Annotated in this window: 21 protein-coding genes; 11 read left to right on the forward strand and 10 right to left on the reverse strand. The window is 71.9% G+C overall.

Going from position 1 to position 26318, the window contains the following annotated elements; all coding sequences use genetic code 11:
- Nucleotides 1–18: 18 nt before the first annotated feature.
- From ACIP63_RS24075 to ACIP63_RS24095, 5 genes are all read right to left on the reverse strand, one after another.
- The gene (locus ACIP63_RS24075) at nt 19–963 is read right to left on the reverse strand and encodes an LD-carboxypeptidase (RefSeq protein WP_401519046.1); all 945 of its coding nucleotides are present in this window, start codon (nt 961–963) and stop codon (nt 19–21) included.
- Nucleotides 960–2960, reverse strand: coding sequence for a S9 family peptidase (locus ACIP63_RS24080; protein WP_401519049.1), 2001 nt, complete (start codon nt 2958–2960; stop codon nt 960–962). Before ACIP63_RS24080 ends, ACIP63_RS24075 begins: the two co-directional genes overlap by 4 nt.
- A 38-nt stretch (nt 2961–2998) precedes the next feature.
- Entirely contained in the window at nt 2999–4342 is a 1344-nt protein-coding gene (locus ACIP63_RS24085; RefSeq protein ID WP_401519052.1) for a M20/M25/M40 family metallo-hydrolase, read from the reverse strand.
- Nucleotides 4335–5168: a M55 family metallopeptidase gene (locus tag ACIP63_RS24090; protein ID WP_362928286.1), complete on the reverse strand. Its 834-nt coding sequence runs from the start codon at nt 5166–5168 to the stop codon at nt 4335–4337. Before ACIP63_RS24090 ends, ACIP63_RS24085 begins: the two co-directional genes overlap by 8 nt.
- A 402-nt stretch (nt 5169–5570) precedes the next feature.
- Nucleotides 5571–6572 carry an aldo/keto reductase gene (locus tag ACIP63_RS24095; RefSeq protein WP_401519054.1) on the reverse strand — a complete coding sequence of 334 codons (1002 nt, stop codon included), beginning with the start codon at nt 6570–6572 and terminating at the stop codon, nt 5571–5573.
- A gap of 125 nt (nt 6573–6697) precedes the next feature.
- Between ACIP63_RS24095 and ACIP63_RS24100 the strand changes: the two genes are divergently transcribed.
- Nucleotides 6698–7591 (forward strand): LysR family transcriptional regulator, encoded by an 894-nt coding sequence (locus tag ACIP63_RS24100; RefSeq protein ID WP_401519056.1) that lies wholly within the window; start codon nt 6698–6700, stop codon nt 7589–7591.
- Nucleotides 7592–7604: 13 nt separating this feature from the next.
- Here ACIP63_RS24100 and ACIP63_RS24105 read toward each other — a convergent pair whose 3' ends face one another.
- Nucleotides 7605–8609, reverse strand: coding sequence for a hydrolase (locus ACIP63_RS24105; RefSeq protein ID WP_401519060.1), 1005 nt, complete (start codon nt 8607–8609; stop codon nt 7605–7607).
- Nucleotides 8610–8902: 293 nt separating this feature from the next.
- On the opposite strand from ACIP63_RS24105, the gene ACIP63_RS24110 reads away from it, so the two are divergent.
- The 3 genes from ACIP63_RS24110 to ACIP63_RS24120 are packed head-to-tail and all read left to right on the forward strand — an operon-like array spanning nt 8903 to nt 12635.
- The gene (locus tag ACIP63_RS24110) at nt 8903–9325 is read left to right on the forward strand and encodes a hypothetical protein (protein ID WP_401519062.1); all 423 of its coding nucleotides are present in this window, start codon (nt 8903–8905) and stop codon (nt 9323–9325) included.
- Complete coding sequence (locus ACIP63_RS24115; RefSeq protein ID WP_401519064.1) at nt 9325–11562, forward strand: bifunctional polysaccharide deacetylase/glycosyltransferase family 2 protein; 2238 nt, start codon at nt 9325–9327, stop codon at nt 11560–11562. The genes ACIP63_RS24110 and ACIP63_RS24115 overlap by 1 nt, the downstream gene beginning before the upstream one ends.
- Nucleotides 11562–12635 carry an acyltransferase family protein gene (locus ACIP63_RS24120; RefSeq protein ID WP_401519067.1) on the forward strand — a complete coding sequence of 358 codons (1074 nt, stop codon included), beginning with the start codon at nt 11562–11564 and terminating at the stop codon, nt 12633–12635. Before ACIP63_RS24115 ends, ACIP63_RS24120 begins: the two co-directional genes overlap by 1 nt.
- Before the next feature lie 44 nt (nt 12636–12679).
- Here the strand turns inward: ACIP63_RS24120 and ACIP63_RS24125 are convergent, their stop codons facing one another.
- Both ACIP63_RS24125 and ACIP63_RS24130 read right to left on the reverse strand, forming a co-directional pair.
- Nucleotides 12680–15148, reverse strand: a complete 2469-nt coding sequence (locus ACIP63_RS24125) for an MFS transporter (RefSeq protein WP_401519070.1) — start codon at nt 15146–15148, stop codon at nt 12680–12682.
- Between the two features lie 200 nt (nt 15149–15348).
- A complete protein-coding gene (locus tag ACIP63_RS24130) occupies nt 15349–15792 on the reverse strand; it encodes an SRPBCC family protein (protein WP_104783865.1) in 444 nt (147 codons plus the stop codon).
- A 148-nt stretch (nt 15793–15940) separates the two neighbouring features.
- Between ACIP63_RS24130 and ACIP63_RS24135 the strand changes: the two genes are divergently transcribed.
- The 3 genes from ACIP63_RS24135 to ACIP63_RS24145 all read left to right on the forward strand — a co-directional run bounded on the left by ACIP63_RS24135 (nt 15941) and on the right by ACIP63_RS24145 (nt 19310).
- Nucleotides 15941–16984, forward strand: coding sequence for an Rv2578c family radical SAM protein (locus ACIP63_RS24135; RefSeq protein ID WP_401519072.1), 1044 nt, complete (start codon nt 15941–15943; stop codon nt 16982–16984).
- A gap of 127 nt (nt 16985–17111) precedes the next feature.
- Nucleotides 17112–18689 (forward strand): alpha/beta hydrolase, encoded by a 1578-nt coding sequence (locus ACIP63_RS24140; RefSeq protein ID WP_401519073.1) that lies wholly within the window; start codon nt 17112–17114, stop codon nt 18687–18689.
- Between the two features lie 48 nt (nt 18690–18737).
- Nucleotides 18738–19310, forward strand: a complete 573-nt coding sequence (locus ACIP63_RS24145) for a GNAT family N-acetyltransferase (protein ID WP_401519076.1) — start codon at nt 18738–18740, stop codon at nt 19308–19310.
- On the opposite strand, the gene ACIP63_RS24150 is transcribed toward ACIP63_RS24145, so the two are convergent.
- The gene (locus ACIP63_RS24150; RefSeq protein ID WP_401519079.1) at nt 19288–19860 is read right to left on the reverse strand and encodes an adenylosuccinate lyase; all 573 of its coding nucleotides are present in this window, start codon (nt 19858–19860) and stop codon (nt 19288–19290) included. The two genes, ACIP63_RS24145 and ACIP63_RS24150, sit on opposite strands and share 23 nt — an antisense overlap.
- 345 nt (nt 19861–20205) lie before the next feature.
- Between ACIP63_RS24150 and ACIP63_RS24155 the strand changes: the two genes are divergently transcribed.
- A complete protein-coding gene (locus ACIP63_RS24155) occupies nt 20206–21987 on the forward strand; it encodes a 3-hydroxyacyl-CoA dehydrogenase family protein (protein ID WP_401519081.1) in 1782 nt (593 codons plus the stop codon).
- 91 nt (nt 21988–22078) lie between these two features.
- Nucleotides 22079–22894, forward strand: a complete 816-nt coding sequence (locus ACIP63_RS24160; protein ID WP_401519082.1) for a TetR family transcriptional regulator — start codon at nt 22079–22081, stop codon at nt 22892–22894.
- 18 nt (nt 22895–22912) lie between these two features.
- Here the strand turns inward: ACIP63_RS24160 and ACIP63_RS24165 are convergent, their stop codons facing one another.
- Nucleotides 22913–23689 (reverse strand): restriction endonuclease, encoded by a 777-nt coding sequence (locus ACIP63_RS24165; RefSeq protein ID WP_401519083.1) that lies wholly within the window; start codon nt 23687–23689, stop codon nt 22913–22915.
- Between the two features lie 127 nt (nt 23690–23816).
- On the opposite strand from ACIP63_RS24165, the gene ACIP63_RS24170 reads away from it, so the two are divergent.
- Both ACIP63_RS24170 and ccrA read left to right on the forward strand, forming a co-directional pair.
- On the forward strand, nt 23817–24611 hold the full coding sequence (locus tag ACIP63_RS24170) for a GNAT family N-acetyltransferase (RefSeq protein ID WP_401519084.1): 795 nt from the start codon (nt 23817–23819) through the stop codon (nt 24609–24611).
- A 366-nt stretch (nt 24612–24977) separates the two neighbouring features.
- The gene (gene ccrA, locus ACIP63_RS24175) at nt 24978–26315 is read left to right on the forward strand and encodes a crotonyl-CoA carboxylase/reductase (protein WP_401519086.1); all 1338 of its coding nucleotides are present in this window, start codon (nt 24978–24980) and stop codon (nt 26313–26315) included.
- Nucleotides 26316–26318 lie beyond the last annotated feature (3 nt).

Consider the following 26318-nt stretch of genomic DNA (forward strand, 5'->3'; position numbering starts at 1 on the left):
GCCCGGCCCGCCGGACCGTCAGACCAGCGCCGGGACCTGGGAGGTCAAGGTGCAACGGCCGCCGTCGGCCGGCGCGTCCAGCACCGCGGGCACACCGAGGGGGACGGTCAGCGCCGTGGGGCCGTGGCCGAAGCCCAGCTCCTCGACCACCGGGACCCCGAGCCCCCCGAGCCGGTCGGCGAGCACGGCCCGCACCCCTTCGTAGGGGCCGCAGCCCTCCCAGGAGCCGCACACCACACCGGATATCCCGTCGAGGGCGCCGATGCGCAACAGCCGGGTGAGGACGCCGTCGAGCCGGTACGGCTCCTCCCCGGTGTCCTCGATCACCAGCAGCCCGCCCCGGACCGAGGTCCGGGCGCGCGGGGTGCCTGCGTCGGCGGCGAGCAGGGTGGCACAGCCGCCGTAGGTGACCCCCGGGGCCGTACCGGGCACCAGCGCGACCGCCGTGTCCAGCCCCAGGGTCTGCATCGACTCGGGCTCGAACAGGGTGGACCGCAGGGCCTGTTGGGTGTCCGCGTCCTTCAGGAAGACCTCGGTGGCGACCATCGGGCCGTGCAGGGTCGAGAACCCGGCCCGCAGGGCGAAGGCCTCGTGCAGCACGGTGATGTCGCTGTAGCCGACGAACACCTTGGGCCCGGCTGCCCGCATCGCGGGCCAGTCCAGGAGATCGACCATGCGGTGGGCGCCGAATCCTCCCCTGGCACACAGCACGGCGTCCACGGACGGGTCGCACCAGGCTTCCTGGAGATCCCGGGCACGGTCCTCGTCCGTGCCGGCGAGGTGGTCCAGCTCCGGATGCGTGTCGAGCACATGGGGGGCGGCGACGGGGTCGAGGCCCCAGCCGCGCAGCAGGTCGAGGCCGCGCTCCAGCCGTTCGGGGGGCACGGGACCGCTGGGGGCGACGACCGCGACCCTGGCACCGGGCCGCAGCCGGGCCGGGCGGGCGAGGGGCTCCAGCGTCACTTCTTCAGCTCCAGCCGTGGCACGTCGGGGCGGTCGATTCCGAACGTCTGCGCGTACAGGGAGAGTTCGGCCTCCAGGGCGCGCCTCACCGTGTCGGCGCGCCGGAAGCCGTGGCCCTCCCCCTCGAAGGTGAGGTAGGCGTGCGGAATCCCGCGCCCCTCGGTCGCGGCGAGGAAGCGCTCGCACTGGACGGGCGGGCAGATCGGGTCGTCAAGCCCTTGGAGCAGCAGGAACGGGGCGGTGATCCCGTCCGGGTGGTTGACGGGCGAGCGCTCCCGGTAGCGCTCGGGCACCTCGGTGTAGGGACCTACGAGCGACTCCAGGTACCGCGACTCGAAGTCGTGCGTCTCACCGGTCGCCCAGCCCTCCAGGTCGAGGATCGGGTAGCTGATCGCTCCGCAGGCGTAGACATCGGTCCGCGTGAGGGAGGCGGCCGCGGTCCAGCCCCCGGCGCTCCCGCCCCGGATCGCCAGCCGGTCGCGGTCGGCGTGGCCCTCCTCGGCCAGCCCCAGGGCGACGGCGGCGCAGTCCTCCACGTCGACGACGCCCCACTGTCCGCGGAGCCGTTCCCGGTAGGCGCGGCCGTAGCCGGTCGAGCCGCCGTAGTTCACCTCCGCCACGCCGATGCCCCGGGAGGTGAAGTAGGCGATCTCCAGGTCGAGTACGAGCGGGGCGCGGCCGGTTGGGCCGCCGTGCGCCCAGATGACGTAGGGCGGGAGTTCACCGTCGGGGCCGGTGCGTTCGGGGTGGCGCGGCGGGTACACATGGGCGTGGATCTCGCGGCCCGCCGGTCCGGTGAAGGTGCGGATCAGCGGTTCGGGGTGGTAGGCGGGGTCGACCGCGTCCTGGTGGGGGGCGCCGATGGTCCGGGCATGTCCCGTGGCCGTGTCCAGCTCCACCACCTCGTACGAGCTGTGGGGGCTCGCGGCGATGCCGATGACCCTGGTGTCCTGCACGGCGAGCGTCTCCGCCCACGCGGTCCAGGGGCCTACGGCGTCGACGAGTTCACCGGTTTCCGGGTCGAGCACACCGAGCGCGGTGGTGCCCCGGCCGTGGATCACGGCGATCAGGCCGTTGTCCAGGAGCTGGAACCAGCGCAGTCCGATCTTCCACAGCGGCCCGCCGAACTCCTCGCTCCGGCCGCCGCAGAGACGGCTGGTGGGCACGACCGCGCCGGCGACGGCGTCCGGCCTGAGGCGCTGGAGCTCCCACCAGCCTCCTACGTCCGAGACGAAGAGCAGCGATCCGTCGCGGTCCCACTCCACCTGGACGACGGATTCGTCGATGTCGCCGACCAGGGGCCGGACCCCGGTGAAGTCGCCGTCGGCCGTGACGTCGGCCATCTTCACGACGGTGCCGTCCCACGGCATCCCCGGGTGGTCCCAGGCGATCCAGGCGACCCGGCGGCCGTCGTGCGACAGCCTGGGCCCGGTGACGAACCGGTTCCGGTCGTCGGTGAGTTCGCGGACGGCGTCGCGGTCCCCGGCGGCCGATCCGTCCAGCGGCACGGCGGCGATCACGCGCCGCACATCGGTGGGCGAGGCGCCGGTGAACTCCTCCAGCACGCACCACACCTCACCGCGTCCGAGGTGCAGCTGCGGGTCGACCCAGCGCAGTCCGCCACCGAGGTCCGACACGGGGGTGAGCGGCCACGGTTCGTCGGGCCCGTCCGGCGCGTAGGCGTACAGCCGCTGGTCGGGGAAGTGGACGAAGACGACCAGGGGCCCGCCCTCCTCGCGCGGCGCACCGGCCCACGGCACCCCGCCGTACTCGATGACGCGGCTGCGGGGGTTCCACGGTTCGGGGAGCACGGACCGGGTGGTGCCGTCGGCCCTCCGGCGTACGAGGGCGCGGCGGCCGCCCTCGGCGGGGCGCGGCTCCGTCCACCACACTTCGTCGCCGACGGTGCCGGCGAACTCCGGCCTGCCGTCGTGCGACGCGGTCAGCGCCGCGTCGATCGGTGACGGCCATGTGCCGTACGCCGCTGTGGACGCCATGGTCGGTTTCCCCCTCTTCGGTCGGGCGGTGCGGGTCGTCAGGCGGTGCGCAGGAAGTGGTCCAGGACACGGACGCCGAAGTGCAGGGCGTCGACGGGGACCCGCTCGTCGACGCCGTGGAACAGCGCCTGGTAGTCGAAGCCCACGGGCAGCTTCAGCGGGGAGTATCCGTAGCCGGTGATGCCGAGACGCGAGAACTGCTTGGCGTCCGTGCCGCCCGACATGCAGTACGGGACGACGTGGGCGTCCGGGTCGAACAGCTCGATGGCCGCGCGCATCTTCGCGTACGTCGGCGAGTCGACCGGGGCTTCGAGCGCGACCTCGCGGTGCTGGAACTCCCAGTCGACGCCGGGGCCGGTCAGCCGGTCCAGGGTCTCGCGGAACTCGTCCTCGCCCCCCGGGACCATGCGTCCGTCGATCTGGGCGGTGGCGTGGCCGGGGATCACGTTGACCTTGTAACCGGCGTCCAGCATCGTCGGGTTGGTGCTGTTGCGCACGGTCGGCTCGATCAGTGCGGCGGCGGGGCCGAGCTTGCCGAGCAGCTCGTCCACGTCGAACCCGGGGGCGTCGGGGTCGACACGGATGTGGTGGAGCGCGGCGATCTCGGTGAGCGCGGCCCGTACGGTCGGGGTCAGCCGCACCGGCCACTCGTGCGCGCCGATCCTGGCGACGGCGGCGGCGAGCCTGCTGACGGCGTTGGCCCTGTTGACCTTGGAGCCGTGGCCGGCCTTGCCCTCGGCGGTCAGCTTCAGCCACCCCGTGCCACGCTCCCCCGCCGCCACGGGGTAGAGCGACATGCCGGGTCCCGCGTGGAAGGTGAAGGCCCCGGACTCGCTGATGCCCTCCGTGCAGCCTTCGAAGAGCTCGGGGTGCCGGTCGGCGAGGAAGCCGGCGCCGTCGTGCGCGCTGGCCTCCTCGTCGGCCGTGTAGGCGATGACGATGTCGCGGCGCGGGCGTACGCCCGCACGTGCCCAGGCGCGGACGACGGAGAGGACCATCGCGTCCATGTTCTTCATGTCGATGGCCCCGCGCCCCCACACGACGCCGTCGCGCACCTCCCCGGAGAAGGGGTGCACGGTCCAGTCCTCCGCCACCGCCGGCACCACGTCGAGGTGGCCGTGGACGAGGAGTGCGTCGGCGGACGGGTCGGTGCCCTCGATCCGGGCGACGACGTTGGTCCGTCCCGGTGTGCGCTCCAGGAGGGCCGGTTCCAGTCCGGCGTCCGCGAGCCGCTCGGCGACGTACTCGGCGGCCGGCCGTTCCCGGCAGGTGTCGTCGCCCCGGTTGGTGGTGTCGATCCGGATCAGCTCGGAGGTGAACGTCACCGACTCTTCGAGCGCCCGCTCGTCGACCGCTCCGGTGGGGTTGCCCGCCTCAGCCATACTGCTCCTCCACGGCGGCCGACACGATCGTCGTCACCGCCTTGAATGTGCGAATACCTTCGTACATCGTCCCGCTGGTATAGACGACGCGCCGCTCGCCGCTCGGCGCCACGCCGGGGACCACGGTCGCGGCGGCCCCCAGATGCTCGGCGTCGAACTCCAGCTCCACCGTGTACGAGCCGCTCGTCACGGGTGTGCGGCGCCCGGCGAGCGCGGTCGCCCCGGCGGCGGCCGCCCTGATGTCGGCGGCGGTACGGGCCGGGGTCCGGCACACGGCGGCGTACCGCGAGACGTGGTCCTTCACCGCCACCGTACGCGCCTCGGGGGCGTACCCCTGGGCGTCCTCGCAGGTCAGGTCGTCGCCGGTGACCAGGATGACGGGCACGCCGTACTCCGCCGCGACATGGGCGTTGAGCAGGCCCTCGCTGGCCCGGACCCCGTTCAGCCAGACCCCGGTGATGGAGTTGGCGAGGTAGGTGTGGGCGAGCACGCCCTCCGTGCCGGCGCCCGTGTGGTAGCCGACGAACGCGACGGCGTCGACGTCGCCGTGCTGGATGCCCTCGACCATGGAGAGGGACTTGTGCTTGCCTGTGAGCATCTGGACGCGGTCGTCGAGCCGCTCCAGGAGCAGGTTGCGCATGGTCCAGTGGGCCTCGTTGACGAGGACCTCGTCGGCGCCCCCGTCGAAGAAGCCGAGTGCGGCGGCGTTCACATCGGAGGTGAAGAGCGAACGGCACCGCTCCCACTGCGGGGTGCCGGGCAGCACATCGGCCGGCCACGTCACTCCGGTGGCGCCCTCCATGTCGGCGCTGACGAGGATCTTCACGTGCGCGGTCCTGTCGCTGGTCGGTCGCTCCCCCGCCCGTTCCCGGGCAGAGGATCTTCGTGCCGCATCACGGTACGCGCCGGGACAGCGCCGGACCAGGGCGTCGGTGATCTGCCACTGGTCCAGTCCGGTGAAGCCGTCCGCCGCGGGGGCGGCGGACGGCTCCGGGGTCTTTCGTTCGGATCAGGCTGGATCAGGGAGCGGGGTCTGGTGGTGGGGGCACCTCCCACGCCGTTCAGGCTGTGGGGGAGCATCGCAAGGCGAAGGATTGAGGCAACGCGGAGCGATTGGGGTCTCCCCTGCTCGAACGAAGTTGAGAGCTTGGGGAAGATTGACGACAACGCCGCGAGGTGCGGTGCCAGGGCACGCGAGCCCAGCATTATCCAAACGAGAGGCCCTAGGTCAGGCGCGGGTGGTGCCCTTGACGAGCTCCCCGATCCGGGCGAGTTCGTCCTCGCCGAACTCCAGGTTGCCGACCGTCGCCACGCTGTTCTCCAGCTGGGCGACGCTGCTCGCCCCGACGACCGCGGAGGTGACCCGGCCGCCGCGCAGCACCCAGGCGAGCGCCATCTGGGCGAGGGACTGTCCGCGCTCGCGGGCCAGTTCGTTCAGTGCGCCCAGTCGGCTCACGAGGTCCGGGGTGACCGCCTCGGCCGACAGGAAGGGGCTGCTCCCCGCCGCGCGCGATCCCTCCGGGATGCCGTTCAGATAGCGGTCGGAGAGGATGCCCTGCTCCAGCGGGGAGTACGCGATGGAGCCGGTGCCGAGCTCGTCGAGGGCGTCCAGCAGTCCGTCCTCGACCCAGCGGTCGAGCATGGAGTAGCGAGGCTGGTGGATGACGAGGGGCGTGCCCAGCTCGCGCAGGATGCGGGCGGCCTCGCGGGTCTGCTCGGCGGAGTAGTTGGAGACGCCGGCGTAGAGCGCCTTGCCCTGGCGCACCGCCGTGTCGAGCGCGCCCATCGTCTCCTCGAGCGGGGTGTCGGGGTCGAAGCGGTGCGAGTAGAAGATGTCGACGTAGTCGAGGCCCAGCCGGGTCAGGCTCTGGTCCAGCGAGGAGCGCAGGCTCTTGCGGGAGCCCCACTCCCCGTACGGCCCCTCCCACATGTGGTAGCCCGCCTTGGTCGAGATGACGATCTCGTCCCGGAGTCCGGCGAAGTCCGTCCGCAGGGCGCGGCCCATGGCGGTCTCGGCGGAGCCGGGCGGCGGGCCGTAGTTGTTGGCGAGGTCGAAGTGCGTGATGCCGAGGTCGAAGGCCCTGCGCAGGATCTCGCCCTGGCTCTCGGGGGTGCGGTCGCCCCCGAAGTTGTGCCAGAGCCCGAGCGACAGCGCGGGGAGCAGCAGGCCGCTGCGTCCGGTGCGCCGGTAGGGCATGGCGGCGTAGCGGTCGGCGGACGGAACGTACATACGGGCACTCCAGGGGGGCACGGGCCGGCGCGCCAGGACCGGTGCGCGTACCCAAGACTGGCGGAGAACGATCCAGCGGTCCAACAGGAGATTCCGCTGGGATTCATCGGTTAGATTGCTCAATCATGGAACTGCGTCAGCTGGAGCACTTCGTCGCGGTCGCCGAGGAGCGGCACTTCACCCGGGCGGCCGAGCGTCTGGCCGTGTCCCAGTCGGGGCTGTCCGCCTCCGTCCGCGCGCTGGAGCACGAGCTGAGGACGCCGCTGTTCAGCCGTACGACACGCACGGTCCGGCTCACCGAGGCGGGGGCCGCCCTGCTGGTGGAGGCGGAACGCACGCTGGCGGGCGCCAGGGCGGCGCGGGACGCCGTCGACGCCGTACGGGGGCTGCTGCGCGGCACGCTGACGCTGGGGGTGGAGCAGTGCGTGGCCGGGGTCAGCACGGCGCGGCTGCTCGCGGCCTTCCACCGGGAGCATCCGCACATGGAGATCAGGCTCCGGCAGGAGGGCACGTCCAGCCTGCTGGAAGGGGTGGCCGGCGGGCGGCTCGACCTGGCGTTCGCCGCGACCGTGAGCCCGCCGGAGTGGCGGGGCGAACTCGTGCCGCTGGCCCGGGAGCCCATGGTCGTCCTGTGCGCCCCCGGCCACCGGCTCGCCCAGGAGGACGTGCGGGTGGCGTGGAACGAGCTGCGCGGGGAGTCGTTCATCGACTTCCACCCGGACTGGGGCCCCAGGCGTGCCGCGGACGAGGCGTTCGCCGCGGCGGGGGTCCGCCGCACGGTGGCGCTGGAGGTCAACGACGTGCACAGCCTGCTGGAGCTGGTGCACGAGGGCCTCGGGATCGCGGTCGTGCCGCACCACTTCTCCCGTAAGCCGGAGGCCCGGGGCCTGGTCGCGGTGGAGCTCGACGGGACGCACCGGCCGGCCTACGAGAGTGTCGTGGTCCTCCCGCCGGCCCGGGCCATGACCCCGGGGGCGAAGGCGCTGATGACGCTGGTCCGGGAGGCCCCGCTGCGCTGACCCCGGCCGCCTCTCAGCCGCTCAGCGCCTCGGCGAACGCTCCCGCTTCCTGGTCCACTCCGCTGCAGGCGTCCGAGGCGGTCTCCGTGTCCTCGTCCGAGGCGCACCGCTGGTCGCGGAAGGCCGCCCAGAGGGAGAGCGCACCCACCCCTCGGCGGGTGGCGAACGAACGCAGGGACGCCGCGTCGTCGAGGGTGAACGTCTCCCCCTCGACGTCGTTGACCCCGATCATCACGGTGATGTGCAGCGCCTTCCACGCATCGTCCTGCGAGAGCCCGAGGACGTCCACGAGCTGGGCGTGGGCCGCGGCGGCCGCCTGCTCGGCGTAGTCGCCCATGTCGCCGTGGTGGGACGTGCTGTAGTTCATCGCCATGATGTTGACCGCCGAGATGTCCACCCCCTGGTCCACCGCGTCCTCCAGGACCGCCAGCCCGGTGTCCTCAAGGCCTTCGGGCATGACGGGCAGGGTGTAGGTGACGTCGAGGTCGCGCCTCTCCTGGAGCAGGGCGAGTGCCTCGTTGCGCCGGGCGACGGAGGCGGTGTCGGTGAGCGCGTCGCCCTCGATGTCGAAGTCGGCCTTCGTGGCGCCGACCGCGTCGAGCACCTCGGCGTAGGCGTCGGCCAGTTCCTCCGCGCTGTCGCAGGCAAGCGCCGCCTCGGTGCCCGCGGCGCCGCCGAAGGAGACCCGGAGGTCCGCGCCGGTGCCGGTGAGCGCCTCGGCGCGGGCGGCGACCGCGTCGCTGCCGGCCGCGGTGGTGCCACCCCAGAGGGGGGTGCAGCCGGAGGTGGCGGAGGTGACGAAGGCCAGGTTGTACGTGTCCGGTGACCCCGCGGCGTCCGTGTCGGCGGCGGTCGTGGCGCTCACGTACGGGGTGTAGGCGGTTTGCGCGGCCGCCGGCGGGGGCTGCGCGGAGCCGTTCGACTGATCGGCGACGCCGCCCGGCGAGCAGGCCGAGCACGCGAGGCCGAGCGCGATCAGCCCGGCGGCGGCTGAGGAAACCCGTGTGCGCCTTCGCATGACGTGTGTGCACCTGCTTTCGGGAAGTCGTCCGCAACGGCAGCCGGTGCTGCCGGGACGCCTTGAACCTCTCACACCGGGGGCCTGATCGAAGACACAGGAAACTCATGGAAAGGGGCCGGCAGCGGCCGCCCGGGGCGGCCAACTCCCCTGCTGGGCAGGGTTCGAGCGGCACAGGGATGACGCATCGCGATCCGCGTACTCTCAGCGGTCCGACAGGTTCGCGCCCTCTTCACAGCGAGCGGCCAGGAAAGCTCCAGACTTCGCACATCAAGCTTCGCCACCATGCGCACATGCAATCCGACCCCGTCATCGAGAAGGACCCGGCGCCGCGCGGCCGACGCCGGGCACACGCCGGCCCGGCCCGTTCGGCCGAGCGCCGTCAGCCGCAGGAGGGACCCGTCTTCGTGGACGGCTCCGGGCGCCGTGCCAAGCTGCTGCGCCGCGCCGGCATGCTCCTGGGCGCCGTCTGCGTCGGTTACGCCGCCGTGCTGGGGCTCGCCTTCATGGGCGGCATCTCCATGACCCCTTCGCAGTTGCTCCCCTTCGACGGCGGCCCGGCCGCCGAAGCCGGCCCTGGAGGCGGGACCCGGCCGGGTTACGGCATGCCACCGGGCGGGACCGCGCCCCCGAGCGGCGCGCCGACGCCGCCGGCGTCCGACGGAGCGACGCCGTCCGGCCAGGCATCGGCATCGGCATCGGGTGGGGCGAACTGATGGCCGCTTCCCGCCGTCGGCACGCCACGCCCGGCAGGATCAGCCGCGTGGGGCGCCAGGCCGTCCCCCGGCCCCGCGTGATCATGGCCCTGCTGCTTCTGCTGGGACTCGTCTGCATGATGCTCTTGGACGGCTATCTGCGCGCCGAGATCGGTGACGACCAGCGGGTCCGGACCGGAGCCTCCGCGGACTCGGTGCCCGCCGAGGTGCTGGAGGGCGGGCCGATCCTGAGCTTCCCCGCCGGCACCGCCCGTACGCAGTCCGTGCCGGACAAGACCATCGTGCTCACCTTCGACGACGGCCCCGATCCCGAGTGGAGCGGGAAGGTGATGGACATCCTGGACGAGAACGACGTGCCGGGCACCTTCTTCCTCGTCGGCTCGATGGTCGCGCGCTATCCGGACGTCGTCCGCAGGATGGTCGACGAGGGCAACGAGGTGGGGGTCCACACCTTCACCCATGTCGATCTCTCCTATCAGAGCGAGGCCCGCGTCAAGCGGGAGATCGCCCAGACGCAGCTTGCCCTGGCGGGCGCCGCCGGCATCACGACGACGCTGTTCCGCGCCCCGTACTCCTCGAAGACCGATGCGATCGACGACTACAGCTGGCCCGTCTACGAGCGCCTCGGCGCGATGGGCTACACCAGCGTGTTCATCGACACCGACAGCGAGGACTGGCAGCGGCCGGGCGTCTCCAAGATCGTCAAGTGGGCGACGCCGGAGGACGGCGAGGGTGCCTCGGTGCTCTTCCACGACGCGGGCGGCGACCGCTCCGAGACCCTGGCCGCGCTGCCGAAGTACATCAAGAAGATGAAGGCGAAGGGCTACACCTTCACCACCGTCAGCGGCGCCCAGCAGCAGGCCGGCGCCGACGGTGACGACGCGTCCGCCGCCGCTCCCCCCGGCCCCGTACAGGAGGGCGGTGCTCAGGGCGACTCGGCGCAGGCCGCCCACCGCAAGGCGGACACCGCGAGCGTGTGGGAGGGTCGCGCCCTGCTCGCCGCGGTCAGGGTCGCGGAGTGGACCGTGCCGGGGCTGGCCACGATGCTGGGGGTCGTCGGGGTGGCGGTCCTGGGCCGCTTCGGCCTGATGCTCCTGCTCGCCCGGCGCCATCACCGGCAGCGCAACAGACGCCGGTTCACCTGGGGCCCCGAGGTGAATGGGCCGGTGAGTGTGATCGTTCCGGCCTACAACGAGAAGGAGTGCATCGCCGCGACGCTCAACTCCCTCGCCGCCAGCACACATCCGATCGAGATCCTGGTCGTCGACGACGGATCGACGGACGGCACCGCGGAGATCGCCGAATCGCTCGGCCTCCCCAATGTCCGGGTGATCCGGCAGGAGAACGCGGGCAAGCCGGCGGCACTCAACAACGGTGTGCGGCAGGCGCGTCACGACATCGTCGTGATGATGGACGGGGACACCGTCTTCGAGCCGGACGCCGTGCACCAGCTCGTCCAGCCGTTCGCCGACCCCGGCATCGGCGCCGTCGCGGGCAACGCGAAGGTCGGCAACCGGTCCACGATGATCGGGGCCTGGCAGCACATCGAGTACGTGATGGGCTTCAACCTGGACCGCAGGATGTACGACCTGCTGCGCTGCATGCCCACCATCCCCGGTGCCATCGGCGCCTTCCGCCGCCAGGCCGTGCTGGAGGCCGGCGGGATGAGCGAGGACACGCTGGCGGAGGACACCGACATCACCATCGCGCTCCACCGCGCGGGCTGGCGCGTCGTCTACGCCGAGCACGCCCGGGCGTGGACCGAAGCACCAGCGTCCCTGGGGCAGTTGTGGCGTCAGCGCTACCGCTGGAGCTACGGCACCATGCAGGCGCTGTGGAAGCACCGCCGGTCCGTCACCGACCGGGGGCCCTCCGGGCGCTTCGGCCGCGTCGGCATGCCGCTCGTCGTCCTCTTCCAGATCGTCACACCGGTCTTCGCGCCGCTCATCGACGTCTTCACCGTCTACGCGATGGTCTTCGTGGACTTCCGGGCCTCGCTGCTCGCCTGGCTGGCGATCCTGGCCGTGCAGCTGCTCTGCGCGGCGTACGCCTTCCGCCTCGACCGGGAGAAGTACCGGTACCTGCTGATGATGCCCCTCCAGCAGCTCGCCTACCGGCAGTTGATGTACCTCGTGCTGATCCACTCCTGTGTCACGGCGGCGACCGGGGGCCGGCTGCGCTGGCAGAAGCTGAAACGCACGGGTGAGGTGGGCACGCCCCACGTGGGGGCCTCGTAGTGGCCGGGGCGCACCGCAGGGCGGCGTTCGCGCCGCCCGCCGCGGCCGCCACGGCCACGGGCCGCGACCGTTCCTTCGACGTGCTGCGGGCCGTGGCGCTCGTCCGGGTGGTGACCTACCACACCTTCGAGTGGCCCTGGCTGGGATACGTCTTCCCGTCCATGGGCGTGATGTTCGCGCTCGCCGGGTCGCTCATGGCCCGCTCGCTGGAACGACCGGCCCCCGGGGTGCTCCGCGGCAGGCTGCGGCGGCTGCTGATCCCGGTGTGGCTGTTCGGGCTCGTGCTCGGCGTGGCGATGCTGCTGCACGGCTGGGTGCCGGGGCCGGACGTCCTGCTCTGGGTGCTGCCGGTCGGTGATCCGCCCGGCAACGCCTGGGGCGAGCAGGCCTGGGCGGTGCTCTGGTATCTGCGCGCCTATCTCTGGTTCGTACTGCTCTCTCCGCTGCTGCTGCGACTCTTCCGGCTCGCCCCGCTCCCCGTGCTCGCCCTGTCCCTGGTGCCCGTCGTGGTGCTGGAGACGGTGTCAGGGGTGCCGGACGGCCGGATCGGGAGTGCGGTCAGTGACGCCTCGGTGTTCCTCTTCTGCTGGCTGCTGGGCTTCGCACACCGCGACGGCGTGCTCGACCGGCTGCGCGGCGCGGGTGCGGTGGCGTGCGCGGTGCCCCTGATGGCCGCGGGTGCCTGGTGGGCGGCCGGACACCCGGCGGAGGGTTCGTTCGACCTGGACGACCTCCCGCTCGCCCAGGCGCTGTGGTCGGCGGGGTTCGTGCTGCTCCTGCTGCGCTTCAGGCCCCGCTTCGACGGACTCGTACGTCACCGGGTGGCCGACCGGGTCGTCACGGTGTTCAACGCCCGGGCTGTGACGGTCTACCTCTGGCACGAGGTGGCGTTGATGGCCGCGGTGCCGCTGATCGACCTCATGTGGGAGGTGCCGGCGCTGGAGCGGCACCTGCCGCTGGACAGCCCCTGGTGGCAGTTCGGCGTCGCCTGGGTGCTGATCGCCGCCGCCGTGGTGTGCTTCGGCTGGGTCGAGGACGTCGCGGCGAGGCGGAAACCCCGGCTGCTGCCGTGAGCGGGGCGGGTGTGCTGCCGGCACACCCGCCCCGGGCCGGACGGTCAGTCCTCGTGGCCCAGCTGGAGATCGCGTTCGGTGCGGCCTCCCCCGGGGAGCTGGAGCACGGTGGCGACCGGCGGATAGCCGGCGGCGATCACGGTGTACTCGCCGGTCGACAGGTCGACGAACCGGAACGCCCCGTCGGAGCCGGTGGTCAGGGTGTCGACCACGTTGCCCGCCGCGTCCAGGAGCGTGACCCGGGCGTCCTCGACGGCCCGGCGGCCGGGAGCGCGCACGATCCCGCGCAGCACGGCGCCGCCCGCCAGCTCGATGTCCTGCCTGGTCTCCCGGGCGGCCTGCACGCTGACCGGGAGGGCGGCGGGGCGGAATGCCTGCGCGCTGGCGGCGAGGGTGTACTCACCGGCCACCAGCTCGCTGATGACATAGGCGCCCTCGCGTCCGGTGCGGGTCGTCGCGACGACTTCGCCCCGTACGTCGGTGAGTGTGACCGCCGCGTCGCGGACGGGCGCTCCGTCGGGTGTGAGGACCGCTCCGGCGAGCCGTCCCGCCCCGCCCAGGACCACGTCGAGCTCCACCGGCCGGTCGCTGACGGTGACGCTGACGGCCTGCGGCTGGTGCCCGCCCGCCGCGGCGATCAGCACGTAGGCCCCCGCTCCTGGCGCGCTCAGCGCGTACCGCCCGTCGTCGGCGCTCGCTCCGCGTCCGACCTGCCGCCCCTGGACGTCGATGAGGGTGAGGGCGGCCCGCCCCACCGTCGTGCCGTCGGGGTGCTGGACGCATCCGCACACCGGGACCCCGGAGAGCGGGCCGGGCCCCGCCGGGCCGGGGTCGGTGCGTGCCGCGGGGATCGTGGAGTGCGCCTCGGTCGGGTCGGGGGCCGTCTGCGGCGTGTGGTGGGACACCAGCGGTTTCTCCTTGAGGAAGAAGGCGAGGAACAGGCCGAGCAGGAGCACCGGCACCAGGTAGAGGAAGATCCGCGGCATCGCGTCGGCGTACGCCTGGATGTAGGCGTCGCGCAGGGCGGGCTCCATGGAGTGGACCAGCTGCGGGGTGATCGACTCGGGGTCGGGCAGATCGGCGCCGGAGGGGAGCCGTACCCCGAGCGCGTCACCGAGCCTCCCGGCGAACAGCGTGCCGAAGATCGCGGCTCCGACGCTGCCGCCGATCTGCCGGAAGTAGTTGTGCGCGCTGGTGGCGGTGCCGAGGTCGGAAGGCCGTACGGAGTTCTGCACGGCCAGCACCAGGATGGACATGACGAGGCCGATCCCGATGCCCAGGACCGCCTGCCAGATGCCGTACTCCAGCGCCGAGGTGCCGGTGTCGAGCAGGGAGAGCAGCCACATGCCGACGGCCGACACGGCTCCGCCCACCAGCGGATAGACGCGGTAGCGGCCCGTACGCGAGACCAGTTGCCCGGAGACCACGGAGGCGACGACGATGCCGCCCATCATGGGCAGCATCAGCAGCCCGGACTCGGTGGCGGACACGCCCTCGACCATCTGGAGGTAGGTCGGCAGATAGCTGGCCGCCCCGAAGAGGGCGACCCCGACGACCGCGCCGACCAGCGAGGTGACGTTGAAGACGGAGTCGCGGAACAGACGCAGCGGGATGATGGGTTCGGCGGCCCGGTGTTCGACGACGAGGAAGAGCAGAGTCGTTCCGGCAGCCCCGGCGGCGAGTCCCAGGATGGTCCGGGAGCCCCAGGCGTACTCCGTCCCGCCCCAGCTGGTGAGCAGCACCAGGCAGGTCGACGCGACGGCCAGCAGCAGCGCCCCCAGCACGTCGAGGCGGGGGCGGACGGCGGGTTTGGGGAGCTTCAGCACGAGGGCGATGACAGCGAGGGTGACCAGGCCGAACGGCACGTTGATGTAGAAGCACCAGCGCCAGGAGGCGTGATCGGTGAAGAAGCCGCCGAGGAGCGGTCCGGCCACCGACGCGAGGCCGAAGACGGCCCCGATGAGGCCCATGTAGCGGCCCCGCTCCCTGGCCGGGACGATGTCGGCGATGATCGCCTGGACGCCGATCATGAGTCCGCCGCCGCCGATGCCCTGGACGGCCCGGAAGGCGATGAGTTCGTCCATCGTGCGCGACCAGCCGGCGAGGGCGGAGCCGATGATGAAGACGACGATCGCGAACTGGAAGACGCCCTTGCGGCCGAAGAGGTCGCCGAGCTTCCCGTACAGCGGGAGGCCGATCGTGGAGGCGAGCAGATAGGCGGTGACCGCCCAGGACATCTTGTCCAGGCCGTGCAGCTCACCGACGATCTTCGGCAGGGCGGTGGCGACGATCATCTGGTCGAGCGCCGCGAGCAGCAGGGTGAGCATCAGCCCGAGGAAGACCAGCCGGATCCTGCGGGGGCTGATCCCGTCCGGCGGCGCGGAGGGTCCGGCGGCGGACGGCGGCGGGGGCGGCTCGTACTCCGCCTCGGTGCCGGGCGCCGCCCGGGAGCCGGGCGCCCCGTACTCCGTGCCTCCCGGCTCGTCCTTCACCAGAGTGATCCCACCCACCACGTAACGCTCCCCTCGTCGCAGCTGCGCCGCCCATTTGTCGCATCAGGCGGCAAGGCGGGGCAAACGCGACCGGGCGCGCGCAGGGCGCATTCAGAGGGCTTATGCGCCGGTGGGAGGCACTGCGGCGCGCAACCGGCCACCCCCGAAAACCACTCGTTCCGGTGAGGCCGGCCGCTACGCCAACAGCGGGGAAAGCAGCGTTACTTCTCCACCTCGGTGGCGAGGTTCTGCAGCAGTTCGTCGTAGATGCGGCCAAGCCCCTTGGGCGCGAAGGTCTTCTCGAAGAACCCGCCGATGCCGCCGGCGCCGTTCCACACCGTCGAGACGACGGCCTTGGATTTGCCCTCACCGGCCGGGGTGACGGTCCAGGTGGTGACCATCGAGGAGTTCCGGTCCTTCTCGATCAGCTGCCCGTCGGTGGGCTCGGTGACCTCGAGCAGGCAGTCGCGGACTCGCTTGCTCGTGGCCTGGAGCTTCCAGTGGACGAGGGTGCCTTCCCCGTCCCCGCCCTCGCGCACCTCGTACTCGCTGAAGTGCCCGGTCAGCACCTTGCCCCGGACCTCCTTGTAGTCGGCCAGCGCGTCGAACACCGTCTCTGCGTCCGCCGCGATGATCCGCTCTGTCGTGGCCTCGACCTGCGCCATGCCTGCTCCTCCAGCACTCGGTTGTTCGGGGTGCTGCTGAGCCAACCACCTCGGGTACGGCCCCTCAAAATCGGGCCCGCCGCTCCGCCGCGCACGATCAAGGGAACACATGTTCTATTCTCTGCGGAGTGCTACCAAGGAGGCGTTCATGCGCTGGGACAATCTGGCAGAGAACACCACAAAGGCGGGTAACGGTGCGCTCTTCGCCGCGGACGCGGTGACGACGCGCACCTTCGACACGCCGGAATTCAGGGGAATCACTTTCCATGAGATCCGGGCCCGCTCGATCGTGAACCGGGTGCCCGGGGCCTCCCGCATGCCGTTCGAATGGACCGTGAACCCCTACCGGGGCTGCACCCACGCGTGCGTGTACTGCTTCGCCCGCAAGACCCACAGCTACCTGGACCTGGACACCGGTCTCGGCTTCGACTCCCAGATCGTCGTCAAGGTCAACGCCGCCGAGCTGCTGAGCCGTCATCTGGCCTCCCGCCAGCGGCACGGCCAGCACATCGCGATGGGAACGAACGTCGACTGCTACCAGCGGGCCGAGGGCCGCTACCGGCTGATGCCCGGCATCATCGCGGCGCTGCGCGACCACGCGAACCCCTTCTCCATCCTCACGAAGGGCACTCTGATCCTGCGCGACCTCGACCTGCTGCGACAGGCCGCCGAGGTCACCGAGGTCGGCGTCTCCGTCTCCGTCGGATTCACCGACCCCGAGCTGTGGCGCACGGTCGAGCCGGGCACCCCCTCGCCCGAGCGACGCCTCGACGTCGTCCGCGCCATGACGGACCACGGGATCGGCTGCGGGGTGCTGATGGCCCCGGTCATCCCCTTCCTCGGCGACCACCCCGACCAGCTGCGCGCCACGGTCCGCGCCATCGCCGCCGCCGGGGCGACCTCCGTCACGCCGCTCGTCCTGCACCTGCGGCCCGGCGCCCGCGAGTGGTTCATGCGGTGGCTCGCACAGCACCACCCCCACCTGGTGCGACGGTACGAACGGATGTACGCGGACGGGGCGTACGCGCCGACCTGGTACCAGCGGTCCATCACCCGCCGGGTCCACGAGCTCGCGGCCGAGTTCGGCATCGGCCCGGCCGACCGGGGCGGCGCCCGCCGCCTCGTCCGCGAGGCCCCGCCGGTCCTCACGGACGGTCACACGCCGGGCCCCACCCAGCTGACCCTGCTCTGACCGCGCCGGTCTCCCTGCCCGAACGGGTCAACTCTCGACGACGAGTGACCTGCCCGGGCCGGATCCGGGAAGCATGCGGCGGGGGCTGTGCCACCCACAGCCGCGTTCCCCGACCACGGGAGGCCCTATGACGAAACGTGCAGGAATTCTGGTCGCCGTCGGCGCCACGGTCGCAGGTCTGGTGACCGCCGCGCCGTCCACCGCGTCCGCGCCGTCCACCACGACACCCGCCGCAGCACCGCTCTCGTGGAAGGGCTGCGGGACGAAGACGTATCCGGCGCTGCAATGCGCAACCGTCCGCGCGCCGCTCGACCATGACAACCCGTCGGGCCGGAAGGTCACCCTCGCCCTCTCCCGGATCCCGCACACGGCGAAGACCTCGCAGGGCCCCCTGCTGGTGAACCCCGGCGGCCCCGGCGGCAGCGGCCTCTCCATGGCGGGCTTCGTCGCGTCCTCGCTGCCCACGAAGCTCGCCGCGCAGTACGACGTGATCGGGTTCGACCCACGCGGGGTCGGGAAGAGCACCCCCGCCCTGGACTGCGTGCCGAAGTACTTCGAGCCCGTGCGCCCCGACTCCGTGCCGGACTCCTACGAGGCGGAGAAGACCGCGCGCGCCCGGGCCGCCTCCTTCGCCGCCGCCTGCGGCGAGAAGCACGGCGACCTGCTGCCGTACATGGACACCGTCAGCGCCGCGAAGGACCTCGACGTCATCCGCGGGGCCCTGGGCGCAGAGCGGATCAACTACTTCGGCTACTCGTACGGCACCTACCTGGGCGCGGTGTACGCCAAGCTGTTCCCCGAGCGCGTACGCCGCCTGGTACTGGACTCGGTCGTCGACCCGGACGGCGTCTGGTACGAGGACAACCTCGGCCAGGACCACGCGTTCGACGCCCGCCACAAAGCGTTCGCCGCATGGGTCGCGAAGAACGACGCCACGTACGAGCTCGGCAAGGACCCGGCGGCGGTCGAGGCCGCGTGGTACCGGATGCGCGACGCGGTGAAGAAGCAGCCCGCGGCCGGCAAGGTCGGGCCGGGTGAGCTCGAGGACACCTTCATGCCGGGCGGCTACTACAACGGCTACTGGCCGCGCCTCGCCGAGACGTTCGCGGCGTACGTCAACGACAAGGACCAGGAGGCGCTGGCCACCGCGTACGAGGACTTCGCGGCCGTGGACAGCAGCGGAGACAACGGCTACTCCGTCTACGCCGCCGTGCAGTGCCGCGACGCCGGCTGGCCCCGGACCTGGAGCACCTGGCGCAACGACACCTGGCAGGCGCACCGCAAGGCGCCCTTCATGTCGTGGAACAACACCTGGTACAACGCCCCGTGCGCCACCTGGCCGGTGGAGCCGCTGGAGCCCGTGCGGGTCACCAACGACGAGATCCCGCCCGCGCTGATCCTCCAGGCCACCGACGACGCGGCCACACCCTACGAGGGCGGCGTCACCATGAGCCGCCGGCTCAGGGGGTCGAGCCTCGTCGTCGAGCAGGGCGGCGGCAACCACGGCATCACCCTGAGCGGCAACAACTGCCTGGACGCGCACCTGGTGGACTACCTCACCGACGGCACCCTCCCCACGGGCGGCGGCAGCGGCGCGGACGCGGTCTGCGACGCGTTGCCGGAGCCGAAGCCGGCCCCCGCCACGAAGGCCGGAGCGAACCTGAAGGGCAAGACACTGCACGGTCTGCTCGGCTTCCGCGGCTGACCCGCGGCTGAGAAAACACCGGGCCCCACGCCGGGGGCGTACGCCAGGATGGACCGCGTGACCCCACGCCCCGATCCCGCGTACGCCCCCGGCGTGCGTACACGTGACATGACCGTCGACGACTGCGCCGCCGTGGCGGACATCCGGGTGCGCGGCTGGCGGCGGGCGTACGCAGGGCTGATCCCGCAGGCGTACCTGGACGCGATGGACGTCGGCGAGGACGCCGAGCGCCGGCGCGCGTACCTCATGGCGGAGGGCGGACCGGTGAACCTGGTGGCCGAGGCCCCGGACACCACGCTGACCGGCTGGGCCTGCTACGGACCGCGCCGCGACGAAAGCGCCCGCCCCGGAAGCGCGGAGCTGTACGCGCTCTACGTCCACCCGGACCGCATCGGCACGGGCACAGGGCGCGCGCTGCTGACCGAGGTCATCGCGCGGGCCCGTGCGGAGGGGTTCGACGGGATGTCCCTCTGGGTGCTGAAGGACAACACACGGGCCCGGCGCTTCTACGAGCAGGCCAGGTTCCGGCCGGACGGCGCGGAGGAAACCTTCGAGGCGGGTGACGCCATGGTGCCCGAGGTCAGGTACGTCCGCACCCTCACCCAGCCGGCAGCCGCCTGAGCGCCTCCGCCGCCGCCGTGCCGAGCCGGGGGTGCGGCAGTGCGGCCTCCAGGACCGGGCGGGCCCTTCCGTCCCCCAGGCTTCCCAGGCCCTCGACGCACGCGAGCGCGACGCGCCAGTGCGGCTCGTCGGGGGTCAGCAGGCGGTGCAGGGTGCTGACCAGGGCGGGCACCGACTCGGGTGCGCGCAGCGCGGTCAGCAGCCGCACCGGGTGCAGCGCGTAACCCGTCCGCAGGCTGTTGGTGGCGAGCGCGGCGGCCGCTCTCGGGGTCCGCGGGTCGCCGAGGAGCCGGAGGGCGTGCGCGGCGGACACGCAGCGCTCGGGGTCACGGTGGTTGAGGAGGAGGACCAGCGCCTCGAAGGCCCGGCGGTCGCCCCGGCAGCCGAGCCGGAACGCCGCGACCTCGCGGGCCCACAGCGGGCGTTCGCGTTCCACGAGGACCCTGGCCAGCTCCTCGTCGTCCTGGGTGGTGATCAGCCGGCGGAAGTCCTCCGTTTCACCGGCCTCGTCGCCGAGCCTGTCCGTAAGCGAGCGGAACTCCTCATCCATGACGCTGAGTTTACGGTGGCGAACGCGCTGTGGTCGGCGAACTGTGTGCCAGCGCACAGGTCGCCAGGGCTGGCGCGCTCGTTACTCGCCGGTTAGGCTCAGGTGAGCGGGACACACACCCGCAGCTCCGGTGGCCTGGTGACGCAGCCACCCGGAGTGCTTGTCGGTTCGGCAGTTCGTGAGACGTGGCTCCGGGACAGAGCCCGTCACCCTTCCCCCCGGCGCGCCCAGAGCGCCCGGAACCGTGCACCACGACACGCAATTCCCGCACACCGAGCGCCGGTTGATTCCGACTCTGCGCGCCGCCGTGCTCCTCACAGTCGTCACTCACCCTGGAGTCCCGTGATGGACACCCCGCTCACCACCATTGCCGTCGTCGGCCTCGGCACCATGGGCACCGGCATCGCCGAGGTCCTGGCCCGCGCGGGCCGCGAGGTCATCGGCATCGACATCGACGAGGCCGCCGCCCGGCAGGCCGTCGCCACCCTGGAGGCCTCCACCGAGCGCGCCGTGCGCCGTGAGCGGATCACGGCGCAGGAGCGGCGCGACATCCTCGCCCGGTTCCGTACGTTCTCCGATCTGCAGGCCGCCGCGGAGGCGGAGCTGGTCATCGAGGTCGTGCCGGAGACGTACGAGATCAAGCAGCAGGTCTTCCGCGAGCTGGACGCCGTGGTCTCCCCCACCGCGATCCTGGCGACGGGCACGAACGCCCTGTCCGTGACCCGGCTGGCCGCCGAGTCGCAGCACCCCGAGCGGGTCCTGGGCCTGCACTTCTTCAACCCGGCGCCCGCGATGAAGCTCGTCGAGGTGGTCTCCTCCGTGCTGACCGCCCCGCCCGCAGTGGAGAGCGTCACCCGGCTCGCCCGTGAGCTGGGCAAGGAGCCGGTCGCGGTGGGCGACCGCCCCGGCTTCGTCGCGGACGGTCTGCTGTTCGGCTACCTCAACCAGGCCGCGGCGATGTACGAGGCCAACTACGCCTCCCGTGAGGACATCGACGCCGCCATGAAGCTGGGCTGCGGGCTGCCGATGGGCCCCCTGGCGCTGCTCGACCTGATCGGCATCGACACGGCCCGCACGGTGCTGGAGGCCATGTACTCCGCGTCCCACGACCGGCTGCACGCGCCGGCGCCGGTGCTCGGCCAGCTCAGCGAGGCCGGTCTGACCGGCCGCAAGGCGGGCCGGGGCTTCTACACCTACGACGCCCCGGGCGGCCAGACCGTGGTGCCGGACGCCCTGACCCCGGTGGAGAGCGCGGGCGCGGTCACCGGGCGCGAGGTCTCCTCGGTGGGGGTGGCCGGGTCGGGGACGATGGCGTCGGGCATCGCGGAGGTCTTCGCGAAGGCCGGGTACACCGTGGTCCTCGCCGCGCGCAGCCAGGAGAAAGCGGACACGGCCAAGGTCCGGATCGCCAAGTCCCTGGGCCGCTCCGTCTCCAAGGGAAGGCTGACGGAGGAGGCCCGGGACGAGACCCTCGCCCGGATCACCCCGGCGGGCTCCCTGGACTCCTTCGCCGATGTCGATCTCGCGGTCGAGGCGGTCGCCGAGGACCTGGAGATCAAGCGGGAGCTCTTCCAGACCCTGGACAAGGTCTGCAAGCCGGGTGCGGTGCTCGCGACGACCACCTCGTCGCTGCCGGTCGTGGCGGTCGCCCGGGTGACCTCGCGTCCCGAGGACGTCATCGGGATGCACTTCTTCAACCCGGCGCCCGCGATGAAGCTGGTCGAGGTGGTCCGCACGGTGCTGACCGCCGACGACGTGCACGCCACGGTCCGCGAGGTCTGCGTGAAGGTGCGCAAGCACCCGGTCGACTGCGGTGACCGGGCGGGCTTCATCGTGAACGCGCTGCTGTTCCCCTACCTCAACAACGCGATCAAGATGGTCGAGGAGCACTACGCGACGCTCGACGACATCGACGCGGCGATGAAGCTGGGCGGCGGCTACCCCATGGGCCCCTTCGAGCTCCTGGACGTCGTCGGCCTGGACGTCTCGCTCGCCATCGAGAAGGTTCTGCACAGCGAGTTCCGCGACCCGGGCCTCGCCCCGGCGCCGCTGCTCGAGCACCTGGTGGCCGCGGGCTGCCTCGGCCGCAAGACGGGGCGCGGCTTCCGCGAATATGCCCGCCGCTGACATCGGGGCGGGGTGGGGCGGGCTGCTTGGACCCTCCGGCGACCCGCCCCCACAGGCGCACTCCCCTGCGCCGATGGGTTACGTTCACCTCATGTCCCAACCCGCCAAGTCCCCTCGTTCCTCCGCCTCGGCGGACGCCCCTGAGAGTGCCGCGAGCACCCGGGCGGCCGCCCAGCGACTCAAGATGCGCCGCGAACTGGCCGCAGCGGCCATGGAACTGTTCGCCACGAAGGGGTACGAGGCGACGACGGTCGACGAGATCGCGGGGGCGGCCGGGGTCGCCCGGCGCACGTTCTTCCGCCACTTCCGCTCCAAGGAAGAGGCCATCTTCCCGGACCACGACGACACCCTCGTCAGGGCCGAGGCCGTCCTGAACGCCGCCCCCGCACACGAGCACCCGCTCGACACCGTGTGCCGCGGCATCAAGGAGGTCATGAAGATGTACGCGGCGAAGCCGGCGGTCTCCGTGGCGCGCTACAAGCTGACCCGTGAGGTGCCCACGCTCCGCGAGGCCGAGATCGCCTCGGTGGCCCGCTACGAACGGCTGTTCACGCGCTATCTGCTGGGCCACTTCGACGAGCGTGACCACCAGGTGGGCAATGACGACCCGCTGCTCGCCGAGGTCGCCGCGTCCGCCGTCGTGACCGCGCACAACCATGTGCTGCGTCGCTGGCTGCGGGCGGACGGGCAGGGCGACGTGGAGTCCCAGCTCGACCACGCGTTCGCGATCGTGCGGGAGACCTTCGGCACGGGGATCGGGGCGGGGCGGACCGTGGGGGGCGAGACCGGGAAGGCCCCCGCGGCCTCGGTGTCCAGGGAGGGCGAGGTGCTGGTCACCGTGGCCCGTACCGACGCGCCGCTCGACGAGATCATGCGCACGATCCAGCAGGCGCTGAAGGAGCACTGAGCCCGGCCCCGGCGGGGTTCACCCCTCGGCGGGCTGCACGGAGGCGCTCGCGTACCAGGGCGGCGCGGCGCCCTCGCTCCACGCGGTGAGCCCGTCGAGACCGACACAGACGATGCCGCACTGCTCGGCGTACTCGAGAGCCGGATCGGTGAATTCGCCGGTGGTGACGACGACGGCCGCCTCGGCGCCGTGCACCGCGTAACAGGTGCCGCCGAAGCGCTGGAGGTCCTGCGAGCCGACCTTGTTGTCGCTCGTGTACCGCTTGCACTGCACGACCAGGCGGCGGCCGTCGGGCGTGGTGCCCACCACGTCGGCGCCCAGGTCTCCGGCTCCTCCGACGACCTCGGCGTCCAGGCAGCCGTCCCGCCTGCAGAGCGCGGCCACGGCCTCCTCGAAGTCGTACGGGTCCATGGCCTCGTAGTCGTACGGGGCCATGGCCTCCTGGTCGACCGTCCGCAGCGGCTCGGGGCGCGGCGGCACGGCGTCGGCTTCCGGCAGCTCCTCCAGGGCCGCGTCCACGACCTCGTAGGCGGTCTCGACGGCTGCCGCCGCGGCCCTGGCGGCCGTCCTGCGGCTGCGGCGCAGGCGCAGGAGCACCACGACCGCGGCCACCAGCGCGACGGCCGAGACGACGGCGACCACCGGGTGCCGTTCGGCGCTCCTGAGGGCCGTGCGCACCGCGAGTCCGGCGCCGCAGATCAGGAGAGCGAGGAACGCGAAGCCGAACGCCGTCCGCCTGACGTCGAATTCGCGCCTGCGGCCCTTCCGGGCCGTACTGCGCGTCTGTATACCCATCGCGTACCCCACCCCTTGTCCGTTGCGTCGTATCAAGATCACTTTCATCTGCCCCATGGCCGCCGGTTGACGCACCGTCGGGAGAAACCCGGTGGCCGGGCCGGGGAGGGAGTGCTCGGATGCGCACATGGAACCTGACGAGATGCTGGCCCTCTTCGACCGCGAGATGCGCGAGCACGCCCGCCCGGACGGCCCCGGCACGCGCGTCGAGCGGGTCGGTGACGTCGTACGGCAGACCGGCGGCCCGGACGACTGGAACGGCGTCGTGTGGACGGCTCCGGACCTCTCCCCCGCCCGCGCCGAGTCGGAGATCGCGGCACAGGTGGGGCACTACGCCGCCCGGGGTGTCGGCGAGTTCGAGTGGAAGCTGTACGCCCACGACGGCCCGCCCGGGCTGGGCGCTCTCCTCGGCGCGGCCGGTTTCGAGCCGGAGCCGCCGGAGACGCTGCTGGTGGCACCGGTCGCCGACCAGGCCGGGGCGGTGGAGCTCCCCGAGGGGGTGCGGCTGCGGAACGTGACCGACGCCGCGGGGGTGGAGCTGATGGTCCGGGCCCATGAGCTGGCCTTCGGCACGGACGGCTCCCGGCTGCGCCTTCAGACCCTGGCACGGCTCGCCGACGCCCCGCCGGACACGTTCGTCGCGGTGGTCGCCCTGGCCGGCGACGAGCCCGTGAGCTCGGCCCGGATGGAGATGCACCCCGGCACCGGCTTCGCCGGGCTCTGGGGCGGCGGTACGGCGGCCGAGTGGCGGGGCAGGGGGATCTACCGCGCCCTGATCGCCCATCGGGCCCGTATCGCCGCCGGGCTCGGTTACCGCTTCCTCCAGGTCGACGCGACGGACCGTTCCGCCCCGATCCTGCGGCGGCTCGGCTTCACGGCTCTGAGCACGACGACGCCGTACGTGTATCGCACCGCGCCGTAGCCACCGCAAAAGGCGGAGCAATGCGACGTACCACCCATGATGTTGCTCATGCGTGCCTACGAGATGACAACTGAGAGAAATTGTTGGCACTGGGTGCCTTGCCACCTGTCACGCAGTGCCATACGTTGAAGGTGTCCGGGCGGCCGGCGTGCAGAGATCTCTCGTACGCCGGCTGTCCCCGCAGACCACGTGTCCGCGCGCCCGGGCGCCTGCGTCACAGGCAACCTTTTCTGCTCCACCGAGCAGGCACAGAGCACCACCACGCCGAACCGACGGCACACCTCCACACCGCACCGCTCCCCTGACCACAGGGGCCTCCGAGCGTTTCCCTCGACGCCGGAGACCCGATCTGCCGGAGGCATCACCGTGAAGGAAATCCTGGACGCGATCCAATCGCAGGACAGCACGGCCGCGGACTTCGCGGCCATGTCCATCCCCGAGTCGTACCGCGCGGTGACCGTGCACAAGGACGAGGCCGAGATGTTCGCCGGCGTCGCCAGCCGCGACAAGGACCCCCGCAAGTCCCTGCACGTCGAGGACGTGCCGGTTCCCGAGCTCGGCCCGGGCGAGGCCCTGGTGGCGGTCATGGCCAGCTCGGTCAACTACAACTCCGTGTGGACGTCGATCTTCGAGCCCGTCTCGACCTTCGGCTTCCTGGAGCGGTACGGCAAGCTGAGCGACCTCAGCAAGCGCCACGACCTCCCGTACCACGTCATCGGCTCCGACCTGGCGGGCGTCGTCCTGCGCACCGGGCCCGGCGTCAACGCCTGGACCCCGGGCGACGAAGTCGTCGCGCACTGCCTCTCGGTGGAGCTGGAGTCCTCCGACGGCCACAACGACACGATGCTCGACCCCGAGCAGCGCATCTGGGGCTTCGAGACCAACTTCGGCGGCCTGGCAGAGATCGCACTTGTCAAGTCGAACCAGCTGATGCCGAAGCCCAAGCACCTCAGCTGGGAGGAGGCCGCCTCCCCGGGCCTGGTCAACTCCACGGCGTACCGCCAGCTCGTCTCGCGCAACGGCGCCGGCATGAAGCAGGGCGACAACGTGCTGATCTGGGGCGCCAGTGGCGGACTCGGCTCCTACGCCACGCAGTTCGCGCTGGCCGGCGGTGCCAACCCGATCTGCGTCGTCTCGAGCGACCAGAAGGCGGAGATCTGCCGGAAGATGGGCGCCACCGCGATCATCGACCGCAACGCCGAGGGCTACACGTTCTGGAAGGACGAGCACAACCAGGACCCGCGTGAGTGGAAGCGCTTCGGCAAGCGCATCCGCGAGCTGACCGGCGGCGAGGACGTGGACATCGTCTTCGAGCACCCGGGCCGCGAGACCTTCGGCGCCAGCGTGTACGTGACCCGCAAGGGCGGCACGATCGTCACCTGCGCCTCGACGTCGGGCTACAACCACGAGTACGACAACCGCTACCTCTGGATGTCGCTGAAGCGGATCATCGGCTCGCACTTCGCCAACTACCGCGAGGCGTGGGAGGCGAACCGGCTGATCGCCAAGGGCAAGATCCACCCGACGCTGTCCAAGGTCTACTCCCTGGAGGACACCGGCCAGGCCGCGTACGACGTGCACCGCAACCTGCACCAGGGCAAGGTCGGCGTGCTCGCGCTGGCGCCCCGTGAGGGCCTGGGCGTGCGTGACACGGAGATGCGCGAGCAGCACATCGACGCCATCAACCGCTTCCGCAACGTCTGAGGT

Source organism: Streptomyces sp. NPDC088746, from assembly GCF_044751065.1.
GTDB lineage: Bacteria > Actinomycetota > Actinomycetes > Streptomycetales > Streptomycetaceae > Streptomyces.